This window comes from Rhodanobacter sp. ANJX3 (assembly GCF_014200755.1).
Taxonomy (GTDB): domain Bacteria; phylum Pseudomonadota; class Gammaproteobacteria; order Xanthomonadales; family Rhodanobacteraceae; genus Rhodanobacter.
Genome location: NZ_JACHCM010000004.1, coordinates 292,844 through 308,157, shown reverse-complemented (window position 1 = coordinate 308,157; position 15,314 = coordinate 292,844). Strand labels below are relative to the sequence as shown.

10 protein-coding genes are annotated in these 15,314 nt (G+C 63.2%); all 10 read right to left on the bottom strand.

From position 1 onward, the window contains the following. Positions 1 to 450: 450 nt before the first annotated feature. The 10 genes from HDE76_RS13080 to HDE76_RS13035 all read right to left on the bottom strand — a co-directional run bounded on the left by HDE76_RS13080 (position 451) and on the right by HDE76_RS13035 (position 15,296). Positions 451 to 1,839 (bottom strand): hypothetical protein, encoded by a 1,389-nt coding sequence (locus HDE76_RS13080; RefSeq protein ID WP_184508144.1) that lies wholly within the window; start codon positions 1,837 to 1,839, stop codon positions 451 to 453. 91 nt (positions 1,840 to 1,930) lie between these two features. Next, the gene (thrC, locus tag HDE76_RS13075) at positions 1,931 to 3,223 is read right to left on the bottom strand and encodes a threonine synthase (protein WP_184508485.1); all 1,293 of its coding nucleotides are present in this window, start codon (positions 3,221 to 3,223) and stop codon (positions 1,931 to 1,933) included. Positions 3,224 to 3,261: 38 nt separating this feature from the next. Beyond that, the gene (locus tag HDE76_RS13070) at positions 3,262 to 4,251 is read right to left on the bottom strand and encodes a homoserine kinase (RefSeq protein ID WP_184508483.1); all 990 of its coding nucleotides are present in this window, start codon (positions 4,249 to 4,251) and stop codon (positions 3,262 to 3,264) included. 50 nt (positions 4,252 to 4,301) lie between these two features. Beyond that, on the bottom strand, positions 4,302 to 5,393 hold the full coding sequence (locus tag HDE76_RS13065; protein WP_221262421.1) for a homoserine dehydrogenase: 1,092 nt from the start codon (positions 5,391 to 5,393) through the stop codon (positions 4,302 to 4,304). 152 nt (positions 5,394 to 5,545) lie between these two features. Then, on the bottom strand, positions 5,546 to 5,707 hold the full coding sequence (locus HDE76_RS13060; protein WP_184508138.1) for a hypothetical protein: 162 nt from the start codon (positions 5,705 to 5,707) through the stop codon (positions 5,546 to 5,548). Between the two features lie 161 nt (positions 5,708 to 5,868). Next, positions 5,869 to 6,729 carry an energy transducer TonB gene (locus HDE76_RS13055; protein ID WP_184508135.1) on the bottom strand — a complete coding sequence of 287 codons (861 nt, stop codon included), beginning with the start codon at positions 6,727 to 6,729 and terminating at the stop codon, positions 5,869 to 5,871. Positions 6,730 to 7,086: 357 nt separating this feature from the next. Next, positions 7,087 to 9,297: a TonB-dependent receptor gene (locus HDE76_RS13050; protein WP_184508132.1), complete on the bottom strand. Its 2,211-nt coding sequence runs from the start codon at positions 9,295 to 9,297 to the stop codon at positions 7,087 to 7,089. Positions 9,298 to 9,802: 505 nt separating this feature from the next. After that, the gene (locus HDE76_RS13045) at positions 9,803 to 12,862 is read right to left on the bottom strand and encodes an efflux RND transporter permease subunit (RefSeq protein ID WP_343205706.1); all 3,060 of its coding nucleotides are present in this window, start codon (positions 12,860 to 12,862) and stop codon (positions 9,803 to 9,805) included. Continuing rightward, a complete protein-coding gene (locus HDE76_RS13040; RefSeq protein ID WP_184508129.1) occupies positions 12,859 to 13,911 on the bottom strand; it encodes an efflux RND transporter periplasmic adaptor subunit in 1,053 nt (350 codons plus the stop codon). Before HDE76_RS13040 ends, HDE76_RS13045 begins: the two co-directional genes overlap by 4 nt. Next, positions 13,908 to 15,296 (bottom strand): TolC family protein, encoded by a 1,389-nt coding sequence (locus tag HDE76_RS13035; RefSeq protein ID WP_184508125.1) that lies wholly within the window; start codon positions 15,294 to 15,296, stop codon positions 13,908 to 13,910. Before HDE76_RS13035 ends, HDE76_RS13040 begins: the two co-directional genes overlap by 4 nt. Between the last annotated feature and the right edge of the window lie 18 nt (positions 15,297 to 15,314).

Below are 15,314 nucleotides of genomic sequence, written 5' to 3'. Positions count from 1 at the left end.
AAAAAACCCCGCTCCGTTGCCGGTGCGGGGTTTTTGGGAGTCTTCAGGTTTGTTTCTATTTACCTGGACACATGCCCTCAGCCCGCACCTCCGTTGGTAATAAGGAGTACGAGTACAAGGGTAAGAAGAAGCTTGCCACGCAGCTGCAGCAGCGCATCAATCGCGATGAGTGGGCGGGTCTGGGTGTTGCTGCGGTGGCTTGTGCGTTGCGACATGTCCCTGACCGTAAGGCACCTTGCTAAAGCCTGTCAACCTTTTTCTGAGGTAGTTTCGTTAGAAACTTTTTTCGTGCCACCGAATAGTCGTTTGGACGGCTGGGCGTCCAGATGCTTTTGTAAGCGTGTGATTCAAAGCGAAAATGTGAATTAGCGAGTCTTCTCGTCGCCGCGCGCTCGATTGATGCAACTGGTTTGCGTTAAGTAAGCGCGTTCATCGGTGCATAGAGCACGTTTACTGCCGGGTATCGTTGTTTTGCGCTCCATTTGGCGCAGAGACGATGGCCGATTGCTTGCCGAAAAAGACAAGCATCCAAGGCACATCATTCCTCGCCGATGATCCGCTTTGATAGGTGCCCGGGGTAATAACCAGGCCACCGCTGATAGGTCCAGGCACCGCTTGTTCTATTTGCATAGAGGATCCGGCGGAGCGACCGGATCGCCAAGTCTGGTTATCCGCTCGCCACGTTTCGGCGTAGCCAAGATATTCCGTTTTCAGTTTCGGGATGGCTACCGCCAATGGAATCAGCATGGAACAGACCAGAAGTATTCCGGCGTGCCGGCGACCGCGAATCGGCCAGCGTGCTGCCATATAGCTGGCTATCGAACCGATAGTGATAAAGACGTACTCCTGGCGCATCGTGGCATGCCGCTCGCAGCAGGGAGATCCAAAATTATAGAGCGCAGCAGCGAGCGTCAGCACAGCTGTCGCAATCGCTGCGATGGCGAGAATCAGTCTTAGCTTCTGGACTCGCGGAGCAAATTTCCCCCTCGCGGATATAACGATGTAGACGCCGCAGAAAAATAAAAGCTTTGTGACCAGGCCCGAAATGAGGAGTGTGAATGCGTGATGTCCGCTATCACCTTTCAAAAGCTCGAAAAGCAAATGCTTCGCGACGGCTGACATGGTCGCGACCGGATGGTGCGCGACGGATGGGTCACCGAAAACCTCGCCACCAACCGCGACACGCCCAGTGAATTGCAAGTAAAGCACTGCAGCCGAAAGCAACAATGGAATGGTGAAGATCAGGCAGCGATAACCGTCTTCTACGCTGCGGATGGCAAACAGCAGTACGACGTAGATTGCCGTAAAAAGCGCCCCAACTTCGGAGCTCGCGGCAGAAACCGTCAGGGCCAGGAAAATCCACGCGTTGCCTGAAGGACCTTCGATTTGACCGCCCCAGTCGAGGGTCAGCAGAAGTAGTGCGGCTGCGACCGTCGGCAAATAGGCGACCGTCGCGAAGGGCCAGTAGAAAACTTCGGCGACCGGGTGACCCAGTAAAAGCAAAGCCACCAGTACCGATGCGCACAGGAAGCCTTTGCCGTCGTGCAACACCGGCCACAGTGCAGCGGCCACGAACATAAGCCAGAAGATCGCCAGAAATTCGGCAATTAGAGGTGAGTCAACACGGTAGACGGCCAGACCGTACATGTAGGCGAAAAATTCAGATAACGGACGCGGGCTCCAATGCAGCAGGCGCTCGCCAAGGTATGCGATGCCGGATTCGTGAAAATGGTAAAGCGTGAAATATTCATCGTGCCAGCGGCCCAGAGGGATGAGGCCGGCGAAGACCAAAAGTGTGGCAAGACCAAGGGCTGTGGCGAACTTGGCGCTCAACGTCATCTGATGTATTCCATAGTGTTTAGCGCAAAAGGCTAGCAGACAAGCCGGCTTTGCCTGTCAAGCTGCCTACAATCACGTGACGAATTGAGCGTCAGCGCCGCAAGTACATTTTCAGTACGTCATCATCTGCTGCCATTGGATCGGCCGTCGCCCACCGCTCTAGCATCGCGGCGAGAGGCGCCGGCACATCGACGGCATGCCCGATCAGCGGCTCGACCACGCTATCGAACTTGGCCGGATGAGCAGTGGCGACCACGGTCCAGGCGTCTGTGTCGCCGGCGGCGCGCAGTTGGTCGAGCCGGTGCATGGCGGTGGCGGTGTGCGGGCAGAACACTTCGCCGTGCCGGCGCGCATGGGCGGTGATGGTTTGTCGAATGGCCTCATCGCCGACGCTGCGTGCTTGCAGCAGTTGCCGTAAAGCGCGCTCGTCGGGGAAGGTCCAGCGCAGACGCTCGACGTTGCTCGGCGCACCCACGTCCATCGCGTTGGCAAGCGTGGTGATGGCGGCGCGGGGCTCGTACTCGCCGCCGGCAAAATAGTCAGGCAGCGTCGCGTTGGCGTTGCAGGCCAACTCTACCTGGCCGATCGGCAGACCCATCTCGCGCACCCACAGGCAGGCCATCGCGTTGCCGAGGTTGCCGGTCGGTACGATGACATTGAGCGGTTCGCCCCGTTCGCGCCACCAGCCCAGCGCCGCATGCGCGTAGTAACTCATCTGCGGCAGCAGGCGACCGAGGCTGATGCTGTTGGCCGAGGTCAGCGGCACGGCGGCCTGCAGTTCGGCATCGCCCAGCGCCGCCTTGGCCATGCGCTGGCAGTCGTCGAAGCGCCCGTCGATGCGCAGCGCGTGCACGTTGTCGCCGAAGCAGCCCAGTTGATGCGCCTGGCGCGGCGACACCTTGCCGTCGGGGTACAGGATCACCACCCGCAAGCCGGGCTGGCGATGGAACGCTGCGCCGACCGCGGCGCCGGTATCGCCCGAGGTGGCGACGAGTATCGTCAGCGGCCGCGCGTCGGCACGGGGGAGGCGCCGCATACAGGCGGCGAGGAAGCGCGCACCGACGTCCTTGAACGCCGCCGTGGGGCCGTGAAACAGTTCGAGCACGTGTGCCTTGGCCTGCGGCAGGGCCCGCAGCGGAATATCGAGATTCAACGACTCGGCGCAGATGGCGGGCAGCTCACTGGCTAGCGCATCGCCGACAAAAAACGGCGCCAATAGCGTTGCGGCGGTATCGGCCAGTGCGCCGCCGGGATCGAATGCGGCAGGATCGAGCCGTGGCAGCGTTTCGGGAACGTAGAGTCCGCCGTCGGGCGCAAGGCCGGCGGCAATCGCGGCGCTGATCGATACGGCGGGGCTGCCGGCGCGCGTGCTCACATACCGCATCGGCGAGGCAGCGGCCTGGGTTTTCAAACTCGCTGCGGTCATGCGCCCTCGCCAGCGGGGGCGTCGGCCCAGGTCTTTTCATCTATGGCATCGATCAGTCGCGCGGCGGGTCCATCGACTGGTGCGACGTAGGTGTCGCTGTCGAGGCCCGCTTCGGCGAACGCGGCGCGCATCGCCGCGGCGGCGGCCTCGGCCTCGCTGCGGTGTTCGTACCAGCCGAACACGCTGGGGCCGGCACCGGAGATGCTGGCGCCCAGTGCGCGATGATCGAGCGCGGCCTGCTTGACGCGGGCGAAGTTCGGCACCAGTGAGGCCCGCCGCGGTTCGACCAATACGTCCTTCAGGCCTTCGCGCACCAGCGCGGCGTCGCTGAGATAGCAGCCGGCCAGGACCAGGGCGAGGTTGGCGCTCTGCGCCACGAAAGCGCTGAGCGGGTAGTCGCCGGCCAGCGCCGCGCGCGCCTTGCGCGTCTCCAGCACGAAGTGCGGATGCACCAGCGCGCAGTGCCAGCTCGCCGGCACCGGTATACGCAGCAACCGATCGTGAGTGGCCAGTACCAGGCCACCGAGCAGCATCGGCCCCAGGTTGTCGCCGTGTCGGCTGCCGCTGGCCACCGCTTCGCCGTCGAGGGCAAAGCCGTACAGCGCTTCGTGCGGCAGTGGCTTTTCCAGCAGCGCGTTGGCGGCCACCAGCGCAGCCACGCACGAGGCGGCCGAACCGGCCATGCCCGACCCCAGCGCAATGCCCTTGTGCAGCACGATGTCGAAACCGTGGCGCAGGCCGAGCGCCTTGCGCAGCGAGATCAGTGCGGCGCCGGCGGTGTTGCCCAGCGCGTCGGTCGGCAGGTCGACCACGCTGCCGTGGATTGCCGAGATGCGCACCACCGGCTCCTCGATGCGGCGCACGTCGGCGCGGTCGCCGGCGCCGGCCATGCTGTGACCGAGGATATCGAAGCCCACGCCCACATTGCCCACACAGGCGGGGGCAAAGGCGAGGGCGCGGCGGGCGCGTGGCGGAGCGGACTTCATGACTTCCTGAGCGGGGCTTTTGACGGATGCAATGGTTGAGGACAGGGTGCTCATGCGTGTACCTGCAGCGATTCGGCGATGCGCAGCAGATCGGCAAACACGCCGGCTGCCGTCACTTCCGGCCCGGCGCCCGGACCTTGTACCAGCATCGGATTATCGCAGTACCGACGGGTACGAAACTGCACCACGTTGTCGGTCAGCCGCGTATGGGCGAACGCATGCGACGCCGGCAGCACCATCAGGCGCACGCTGGCATGGCCGGCGTGGTCCAGATGGGCGACGTGGCGCAGCACGCCGTGGCAGGCGCGCGCCTCCGCCAGCTTGGCCGCCATCGGCGAATCCAGCTCGTCCAGCCGCTGCATGAATTCGTCGCGCGGCAGCTGGGCCAGCGCTTCCGGTACCAGGCTTTCCACCGAGACGTCGTCCAGCGAGAGCGACCAGCCGGCCTCGCGCGCCAGGATCACCAGCTTGCGCGCCACGTCCATGCCGGACAGATCGTCGCGCGGATCGGGCTCGGTGTAGCCGAGCGCATGCGCCTCGCGCACCAGCGCGGAAAACGGCTGGGCGCCGTCGTGGCGATTGCACAGCCAGGCCAGCGTGCCGGAGAACATGCCTTCGGCGGCCAGCAGCTCGTCGCCGGTATCGAGCAGGTCGCGCAGTGTCTGCACGACCGGCAGCCCGGCACAGACCGTGGCCTCATAACGGAAGCGCGCGCCATCGGCGCAGGCGCGCTGAATCGCCTGCCAGCGCTCCAGCGGACCGCTGCCGGCAAGCTTGTTCGGCGTCACCACGTGCAGGCCGGCCTGCAGCCAAGCGGGATAACGCGACACGATGGCGTCGTTGGCGCTGCAGTCGATCAGCAGTGCATGGCGCCCGCTGTTGCGCACGTGCTCGGCGAAGGCATCCAGATCGTTCGGTCGCCAGGTCTGCGCGCCGCCGTGGCGGCCGTTGAGCTCGGCGTCGTCGCAGTCCAGCCACATGCGCTTGCTGGCGACCACGCCGCGCAGCTGCAGGGCTAGCCCGGTATCGCGCTGCAGCCGCGGCTGTGCGACGCGCAGCTGGTCGAGCAGGGCGCTGCCGACGCGGCCCGGTCCGATCAGTCCCACCGACAATACGCGCTGGCGTAACGATGGCGGCGCCAGCGGAAAGGCCGCGCGGCGTTTGAGCGGTTGTTCGGCGAGTTGGGGTGCACAGATGTTCACAGTAGCCTCCGGATGAGGCTCCGACTCCCTGGCGGGTCGGACTGTGCCGGCTCGCCTCTTGGAGGGCGGAGCCGTTGCGCGTTTGTTGAAACCTATTCGCGCACCGACTCCCAGCCCGTACCGGTACCGGTCGTGCTGGTAATCGTAATGGTGGACGAGGAAATGCCACTCGACAAGGTGCCTGCCGGCAACAGCAAGGCGCCGGCGTTAACCGGTGCAAAGTGCGTGCGGGCGGGCAGCAAGTTCGATGACATGAGTCGAACATAGATGCGATGCAGCAATGGCGTCAATAGGTGCAATTGAAACTTTATTCGCAGATAAAGCCTGCTTCCAACCGCTTGGATTTTGGAAAAAGACTTTAAGAATGAGGTGCGAGGAAAAGCGCGGGTCGACTGCCGCCTTTAGGGATATTTATTTAGGAGCCCCCAAGTGGCGTCACCAGATGCAGCCCCTGATCGGCAAGAGAGACGCTTCCATCCGGAAGTGCATCTATATCGCGATCCGCTATCCGGCTTTGGCTATACCAAGGATTTTGTTCCACGGGGCCAGGCACGTAGATTTCCCACTTGCCGTACTCGGGTGTCGGACGCTCAAGTGAGTCCGCAAAACTAAAGTTTATGGGTACTCGTGCGTACCAGTAGCCATCCGTGGAATGGTCGTTTGATCCAGGGCTACGGAATGTCCATTTGCGAACGGCCTCAAGAGAGGCATTGGCAAGGAGGGCTCTCCACCTTTTCATAGTCGACTCAGAAGGCATACCCCCTGGTTGGGCATCAAGGTTGACTTGTTCGGCAAAGGCATCGACCGCCTGCCCCTGCTTATTCACTCGAACTAATAAATACACCGAGCCGGCAACATGATCCCGGATTGCCGAAGCAGGGTACGTTGGAGGAATTCGGTTTGCATGTAGGGAGTCCTTGGCATTCGTATTTTGATCGAATTGGGCTCCGCTCATCCGGAGAACGTAATTTCCGTTGTCTTGAGGCTGGGCAATAATGCGGACGCTCATTCTTGCCGCTGCGGCGACTGGCTGGCCGTCACGCTTCGTCTGCGCAAATCGCCATGACGGAACGCCCTTATTCATCAGATCCACAACAGCGCTGGGAAGCTTGCTGGTTTGGTCCAACGTAAAGCTGCTAACGGTCCCGTCGGGCGCCACGACAATGGAGCCGGTAACGAGCATGCTCGCCTGGAACTGCTTTTGTGAGCTAGCTGCTGCGGTGAGTGCTGTGCAAGACAGAACAGCGAGAAAAAGCCAAGACGTTAAACGATTCATCCCTGATCTCCCCTGTGACTTACTTCAAGTCTATCCAGTTTCTCTTCGCATTTGGGTTAAAGCCGACGCAGGATGGATCTTGGCCAATAATGGACTTTTCGCAAACGGTCTGTCAGCGCGCCAGGCCGTAGCTCAACTAATTCGATAATTAAAAAGCACTTGGGCAAATGCTGTGCGGTCGTTGTGCCCACTCGATGAGAGCCACTTTCGATTGGATGAGAGGCTGTCTCGCCTCAGTAAGTGGCATTGGCTACTCTTCTCGTGTGCCACAAGTGCTGGTCCGATGAAAGGCACGGATGTTACGTCTGTAATTTTGCTGCGTTACTGCAACGAACGACGCAATCTTTTTGCCATCCATCAAAGCTTCGCCGAAAACGTCAGCTCGTAGCTGCGCGCCGGTATCGTGAAATACAGCGGCGTGTTGTCCTGGGCGGTGTAGCCGGAAAGGTAGTAGACGCTCTTGTTGTCGAAGACATTGTCGACCTGCACGCCGATCTTGACGCTCTTGAGCGCTCCGAAACCTTCGGCAAACGTATAGCTGGCGGCAAAGTTGGTGGTGGCGTAGCCGCCGAACGGCTGCTGCAGACCGGTATCGCCATAGCGGTGACCGACGAATTTGTCGATCAGCGAGGCATACAGCGGTCCGCTGTTGTAGATCATACCCAGCGCGGCGGTCTTGCTGGGCGCGTTGGGCAGCCACTGGTTGGTGGCGTTGTCGATGGCACGATTGAGCGAGCCGTTGGCGTACACGCTGAAGCCGTCAGCCAGCAGATAGGTCGCCTCTCCCTCCAACCCTTTGTAGACCGCGCCGCCGGCGTTGTAGAAGGTGGTGATGGCGCCGACCGTGCGGCTTTCGATCTTGTTGTTGAAGTTGATGTAGTAGCCGTCCGCCGACAGCGTGAGGCGGCCGTCGGACCATGTCGTGCCGAGCTGCTTGTTGATGGTCTGCTGCGGTTTGACCGTATTGTCCTGCGGTGCGCTGGTGTAGAAGGTGTTGAGGTTGGGCGCCAGGAATCCCTTGGCCAGCTGTGCATAGGCGGTCCAGCTGTCGCTCAGCTGCCAGTGCAGCGCCAGTGACGGCAGCACCTTGCTGTAATCCTTGGAATACACCAGCGGCTCGCCGGTTTTCTGGTTCACCAGGGCATTGATGTCGCGCTTGAAGTCGGCATCTTTCACGCCGCCGGTCAGGGACAGCCGGTCGGTGATGTTCCAGTTGTATTCGAGATAGGGCTGAAAGGTGGTCAGCGTATCGCGCATGTCGCGATCGGTGGCGGCCAGCTGGGTCGGCGCGTTGTAGGCGTAGTTGAGATTGGCGTCCACCTCATAGAGCGTGCGCAGGTTGCGCTGGTGGTCGTACCAGAAACCGGTGCGCAGCTCGCCGGGCCCCAGTTCCTTGCTCAGGCGGAAAATGTCGCCGTACGACGTGTAGGTATTGCGCAGCGCCTGGGCCGGCACGTCGAGCGGGCTGTAGATGGTGCCGTTCGGCGTTTCGCCATTCGGGTCCTCGCCGTTCCAGCCGAAGTGGTTGTACGAATAGGTGTAGGCCTTGTTGTCGATCGTCCAGCCGTCGAACGCCGAGTGCAGGCCGACGTAGCTCATATAGGTGTCGATATTGTCGATGTTGTAGCAGTAGTAGTCCTGGCTGTACGGATCGTTGTTCAAGCCATAGTTCGGGCCGTATGCCTCGATCTGGGCGCGCGTCGCGCCCAGCGGCACGTTCTGGTGGATGTTGTTGTACATGCCGACAAACGTCAGCGTGGTGTTGTCGCCGATCGGCTGCACGATCTTGGCGAAAACGTTCTGCCGGCGCTGCCCGGCGTACGTCAGATAGCCATCCGACCGGACGTTCTCCAGGTTGATCAGCGCCGTGGTGCCGCCGGTCTGCTGGATCGCACCGGTATCGAGCTGAGCGCCCTCGACCCAGGTGCCGAAGCTGCCGAAACTCAGATAGGGCTCGATACCCGCGGTATCCGACGGCGTGCGTGAGCCCACCGCAATGGTGCCCCCGAACGTGGCGTTGCCCAGCGTGCTCGCGGTGCCCGGGCCACGATCGACCACGATGCTGCCGGTGTCCTGGGTGGTGAAGTACGAGGTCGAGTGATGGGTGAAGTCGTTCGAATCGCCCCACGGAATGCCGTCGAAGGTGACGTTGTACTCGCCGTCCTGGAAGCCGCGCATGGTGACGCTCTGCGCCTCCATCAGGCCCGGACCGTTCGGCGCGACCGTGGAGATGCTCGGCGCGATGGAGATGGCGTCGGTGTAATCACCGGTCGGCGCCACGTTTTCGCGTAGGTACTGCTCACCGATGATCGACTGCGGCTGGATCGCCATCATCGAACCCTGGGTCGGCGCGATCTTGTCGACTGTGATGGCGGCACCGGTCACCTTCACCGCGTCGAGATTCTTCACCTTCTTGGAAGAGTCTGCGCTGGCGTCATTCGTCGCTGTCGCCGGGATAGCGGCTGTTGGCGTGGCATCGCTGGCGTAGCTGGCAAACGGCAGGTTGGCTATCAGACAAAGGGCAAGCTGAGTGCTCGTGAAAAGAGTCGTGCGACTGATCCGCTTCATGATTATCCAGAAAATAGGGTCGTTAATGACCATCTATTTCTATTCATGAACTGTGACATTTTTATAACCGAAGATGGATTATCGATATTATTTTTCAAATGCAGAAATAATCATTTAAACTAAGCGAAAACTAAGTATTCGTAAGAACTGGAGCGCAAAGGTTTACGCTGGTGCCGATGCCGATATCACCCGAGGTTTTCGGACTAGAATATCGCGGAAAATGGCTGATTTCCATAGCTGCATCGCACTTCGGGCGAAATTGCAGAGTATCGGTTAAGGCCATTTGATCAGGGGCGAAGAATGCAGCCCGATCGAAGGGTCGACTAGTGCTCATTCGCCGATCGGAAAACATGGTCAGATGTAATGCAGGATTATCTGGCGACCCCGTGTATCGCCGTGGATTCGTTTTGGCACCGTTGAAACGCGCGATCCATTTTTTGATTATCGGCACTTCGACACGCGACGGCCCCGGCCTGCGCGCAGCTCGGGGCCGTCGTGATGGTTATCAGTCGCGGCGTTTCAACGTAAACCCGATCAGCATCGGCATCACCAGCAGCACCATCGGATACTGCAGCATCAGTCCGGCGATGATCGCGATCGCCAGCGGTTGCTGCAGGCCTGAGCCCTGGCCGATCGCGAGCGCCAGCGGCAACAGGGTGAGGATCGCGGCCAGCGTGGTCATGGTGATCGGCCGCAGGCGGTCGACGCTGGCCTGACGCAGGGCCATCCGCGGCTCCACGATGTCCGCCAAGCTCACGTACTCGGAGACATAGAAAATCGCCATCTCGGTGCCGATGCCGATGATCATGGTCATGCCCATCATGGCCGTGATGTTGAGATCGACGCCACTCAGCCATAGCGCAATGAAAACTGCCGTGGTGGAGAACAGCGAGCAGCTCAGCACGATCAGCGCCAGCCACAGCCGCTGGTACAAAAACATCAGCAGGATGAATTCGGCCACCAGTGCGGCAGCGAAGACCTCGCTCAAACCGACGAAGGCGATCTGCTGCTGCTGGTAAAGGCCACCCAGCTCGTAGCGCACGCCCGCATCCAGCATGCCGGGTTTGGCCAGCAGCGCTTTGACATCGGCCACCGCCGCGCCGATGCCACGACCTTCGATGCGCGCCGTCACGGCGACCATCGGCTGCAGATCCTCGCGCGAGATCTGCGGTTGTCCGCTGACCGGCTCCAGCGTGGCCACGCGCCCGAGTGGAAACACGTGGCCGTCCGGCGCGCGTATCGGCAGACGCGCGAGCTGCGGAATCTTCAGCTGCATCGCGCCGGGAATCCACACGCGCACGCCCACGCTTTTGGTCAGCTGCGGCAGCTGCGTGGCGACCGTGCCGGAAACGGCCTGATCGACGGCCTGCGTGATGGCGTCGACGGTCATGCCTTCGAACGCGGCACGCGCTGCATCGATGTTCACGTTGAGCGCATCGCCGGCGAGCTGCACGCCGCTTTTGATCTCGACCACGCCGTCGATTTTTCCGATCGCCTTGGCGACCTTGTCGGCCTGATCGTCCAGCTCACCGGGGTTGGTGCCGTAGAGTTTTATCTCGATCGGCTGCGGCACGGCCGTGAGATCGCCGATGAGATCTTCCATCAGCTGCGCCAGTTCGATCTCCACGCCGGGCACTTCGCTTTCGATACGGGTGCGTACCGCGCTCATCACCTCCTCGGTGGCGCGCGCGTGATCGGGCTTCAGCTTGACGAAAAAATCGCCGTGATAGGACTGTCCGAGATCGCCGCCGAGGCCGGTGCCGAGCCGGCGCGAAAACGTGTCGACCTCGGGTTGGGCTCTGAGAATGGCCTCGATCTGGCCGACCTGCCGCGAGGTTTCCGGCAGCGATGTGCCGGGCGCGGTGTAGTAGTCCATGACGAAACCGCTTTCGTCGACCGTCGGCATGAAGCCGGTGGCGACCTTGGTGTAGGCGACGTAGCCGAGCACCAGCAGCGGCACCAGCACCACGGCCAGCAGCCACGGCCGCCGCGTCAGCCCGTCGTAGAGCGGCCCATGCGCGCGCCGCAGCCAGCCGCGCGGGTTGCTGCCGGGGTCCTGCCAGCGCTGAAAGTTGATCAGCTGGCGCGCCAGCAGCGGCACCACCAGCGCGGTCACCAGCCAGGACACGATCAGCGCGCTGGCCATGGTGATCGACAGCGCCTTCGAAAACGCGCCGGTCACGCCGTCGAGGAAACCCAGCGGAATAAACACGATCAGCGTGGCGAGACTCGATCCCGACAGCGGCGCCATGAATTCGCGCGCCGCCGGCAGCACCGCATCGGCGCCGACCGCGCCGTGCGCCTGGGTGGGCGCGGCGCCGGCGCGGCGCGCGATGTGTTCGATCATCACGATCACATCGTCGATCACCAGGCCCACGGCGGCTGCGATGCCGCCCAGCGTCATGATGTTGAAGCTCAGCCCCAGCACGCTCAGCAGCAGCACCGTCACCGCCAGCGTCGCCGGCACCACGATGACGGTGATCAGGGTCACGCGCAGGTTGCGCAGGAACAGCAGCATCACGATCGCGGCCAGCACCAGGCCGATGATCACCGCATCGCGCACGCTGTTGGCCGACTCGGTGACCAGCTCGCTCTGGTCGTACCAGTTGCGAATCGTCACGCCGCGCGGCAGCGCGAAGCCGGACAGCTTGTCGCGTACCGCCTGCGCGATCTGCACGGCGTTGCCGTCCGGCTGCTCGTAGACGTTGAACAGCACCGCCGGCTTGCCGTCCTCGGCGACCTTGATCCACTGCGGCAGGTAGCCGTTGCGCACCGTCGCCACATCGGCGAGTTTGAGCCAGCCGGTCGCATCGCTTTTCACCACGACGTTGCGCAGCGCATCGATCCCTTTGAGCGAATGATCGGCGACGACGAGATACAGCTTGTTGTGATCCTGCACGCGGCCGACCGCTTGCCGCGCATTGGCGCCGGACAGCGCGGTCACCAGGTCACTCAGCGCCAGGCCGTGCAGGGCCAGCTTCTGCGGATCGGCCTCCACTTCGATCTCGGCCGTCTCGCCGCCCTGCACGTCGACGTGCGAGAGCCCGGGCACGGCGGCCAACAGCGGCACGATCTGATACTGCGCGAGGTCGCGCAGCGCGACTGGCGACAGCGTGTCGGAGCGCAGGGCGTACGAGATGATCGGAAACACGGTCGGGTCCATCCGACGTACGCCGTACGTGCTGCCCACAGGCAAGGTGGGCAGCACGCGCGCGATCGCCGCGTCCACCAGTAGGGTCGACGAGGTCATGTCGCGGCCCCAGCCAAAATCGATCGACACCTGGGCCGATCCGCGCGTGGTGTCCGAGCGCAGGCTCACCACGCCTGGCACGGTGCGGATCGCTTCTTCGACAGGGCGTGTCACCAAAAGCGCGGTCTGATCGGCCGGTCGATCGCCGGCATCCAGATCGACCACCACGCGCGGAAACGACACTTGCGGAAACAGGCCGACCGGCAACGACAGCGCGCTGAACAACCCGGCCAGCATCAGCGCCAGCGCCACGATGATCAGCGTTCTGCCGTGACGCGCGAGCCAGTCGGGGCGCCTTGATATCGGCTCGCTCACTTCACCGGCTCCGCCGTACGGACCGCCATGCCGTCCTCGAGCTGGGTATTGCCGACGACGACGAGCGGGCGTTGTGCATCCAGCGTGCCGCTGACCACCGACACCGTATCGGACTCGCCAACGAGGGTGACCGGCACCTTGACCGCCTTGCCGCCAGCGACCTGAAACACTTGCCACGCCGTACCGTCCTCGACCAGCGCATCGCGCGGTATCAACCAGCCATGCCACTGGCCGACGGTGATGTCGGCGCGATAGCCCATGCCGGCGATCACCGGACTGTCGGGCGCGATGTCGGCGTTCTGCAGATGCGTGTGCGGGTCGAGCATGCCGGCCACGCGCTTTACCACACCGGTCACCGGCGCACCGGCGCCCAGCGGCACCAGCGTGACCTTGTCGCCGGGCACGGGTGCATGCTGCGGATTCATCTCGAGGCCGACGCTCACCAAGACGCCGCCGCCGCGCGCCAGCGACAGCAGCGCTGCGCCGGGCTGCAGCGTATCGCCGCGGGTCACGGCGATGCTGCTGACGATGCCGTCGAACGGGGCGAGCAGCTCCATGGTGCGGCCGTCGCCCTGCTGTTTACGCAGCGCATCGAGTGCCGAGCGCGCATCGCTCGCCGCCTTGTCGGCTTGCGCCAGCTGGTCGCGCGTGGCGAGCTGGTGGGCCAGCAGTTGCGCAGTGTGTTCGCGTGCAGCCTGCGCTACGTTCAACGCCGTACGCGCCTGCTGGTAAGCCGCCGCTGCCGTTGGCGACAGCGTGAAGGTGAGTAGGCGCTGGCCGCGGTGCACGGCGGTGCCGGCCGTGACGTCGAACTGTGTCACCGCCCCTTCGGCCTGAATGCTCAGCGTCGAGGCCGCATCGATCGCGGGTGCCGCCGTGCCGTAGGCGCTGACGACGTCGGGCAGGCTGCCTTGATGCACGGCCTGCGTGATGACGGCGGCGCTGACCTTGTCACTGCCGCCGGCGTCCGAATCGGCGGCGCTGCCCCCGCAGCCAGCCAAGGACAGGGCGACGAGCGCAAAAATGCATCGGCATAGACGCGTGTTCATGGCGCAATGACATCCTGGGGAAGGGAATCGGGCATGCCGGTGCCGAGCAGCGTATCCATCGCCACCTGCTGCTCCAGCACGGTTTGCTGCAGGGTGATGGCCGCGGCCTGGCGGCTTTGCGCGGCGACCAGCAGATCGACGTAGGTGCGCAGACCGATCAGCCCCTGCTGCTGCGCGGTGGTTGCCTGATCGGCGTCATGCACGGCCGCGGGCAAGGTTGGCAATAGGTCGGCCAGCTGCGCACGCGCCAGCGCCTGTTCGGTTAGCAGTGCATCGATGTCGCCGTGCGCCGACGACAGCCGCGCGGCGTATTCGTCGCGCAACTGCTGCTGGGTCGCTTTGGCGATCGCGATAGTGCCCTGGTTGCGGTCGAAGATCGGCAGGTCGAAGGTGATGGACGGCCCGCCGTTGCGCACGCGGCTGTTGTCCTGCGATGCGGCGTAGCCCAGCGAGAACATCGGAAACTGCGCCAGCACGGCGGCGCGCAGCGTCGCTTCCTGTGCCTGATAGCCCAGCTGCAGCGCGACGAGGTCGGGACGCCGTCGTTCGATGTCCCGCGCGCTGGCCCGAATGCGCGCGTCGTCCGCCGCGGGGATTTCCAGCGCGGCCGGCAGCGCAATCGCGGTATCGGCCGCCAGGCCAAGTAGCGCGGCCAGATCGTGATGCTGGCTGAGCAGGCGACGCTGCAGATCGTCATAGGCAGTTTGCGCGTCCGCCGCGGCGACGAAATCCGGTGCCGCAGCGGTAAGGTCGGTATTACCCTGATTGACGCTTTGCCGCAGCTGCCGGTTGCGCTGCGCCAGCTGCTCCAGCGTGTGGCTCTGCAGCGCGCGTAGGCGCTCGCCCTCGACCAGATCGACCACGAGCAGCCGCACCTTGCCGATCGTCTGCCATTCCTGCCACAGCAGGCTGGCGTCGATCTGCGCGGCGGCAGCTTTCGCCGCCTGCCGTCGCGGCGACAGGGTGATCAGCGCGCGGATGTCTTCGCTGAAGCCTGCCGTCCACGCGGTGGCATCGCCTACGCCGGAGATCAGATAGCCGATGCTGCCGTTGATCGCCGGGTTGGGCAGCAGCCCGGCTTGCAGCATTTGCGCCTGCGCCGCGTCGTGCTGAGCGCGCGCCGAGCGCAGGTCGGGATTATTGAGTAGTACGAGACGTTCGATCGTCGGCAGATCGAGCACGCGCCCATCGCTCGGTGCGCCCTGCAACCGCGCCACGTCATGTGGCAGTTCAACAGCGGTCGGCAGCGGCGCAGGGCGGTAAGTGGCGCATCCTCCGAGCATGCTGCTACCGATCCAGCATAGTCCGATGATCAGGGCGCGCGACCGCGCAGCCGAAAATATCGGCAGCGCGTCATCGGTCTGCTTGAGTACTGATCGCGACAAGCTGCGCTCCGGCCATGC

Excerpts from the sequence above, each read along its gene's own strand:
- HDE76_RS13080 (WP_184508144.1), bottom strand. The coding sequence starts at position 1,839 with ATGACGTTGAGCGCCAAGTTCGCCACAGCCCTTGGTCTTGCCACACTT.
- thrC (WP_184508485.1), bottom strand. The coding sequence starts at position 3,223 with ATGCGGTATGTGAGCACGCGCGCCGGCAGCCCCGCCGTATCGATCAGC.
- HDE76_RS13070 (WP_184508483.1), bottom strand. The coding sequence starts at position 4,251 with ATGAAGTCCGCTCCGCCACGCGCCCGCCGCGCCCTCGCCTTTGCCCCC.
- HDE76_RS13060 (WP_184508138.1), bottom strand. The coding sequence starts at position 5,707 with ATGTCATCGAACTTGCTGCCCGCCCGCACGCACTTTGCACCGGTTAAC.
- HDE76_RS13055 (WP_184508135.1), bottom strand. The coding sequence starts at position 6,729 with ATGAATCGTTTAACGTCTTGGCTTTTTCTCGCTGTTCTGTCTTGCACA.
- HDE76_RS13050 (WP_184508132.1), bottom strand. The coding sequence starts at position 9,297 with ATGAAGCGGATCAGTCGCACGACTCTTTTCACGAGCACTCAGCTTGCC.
- HDE76_RS13040 (WP_184508129.1), bottom strand. The coding sequence starts at position 13,911 with ATGAACACGCGTCTATGCCGATGCATTTTTGCGCTCGTCGCCCTGTCC.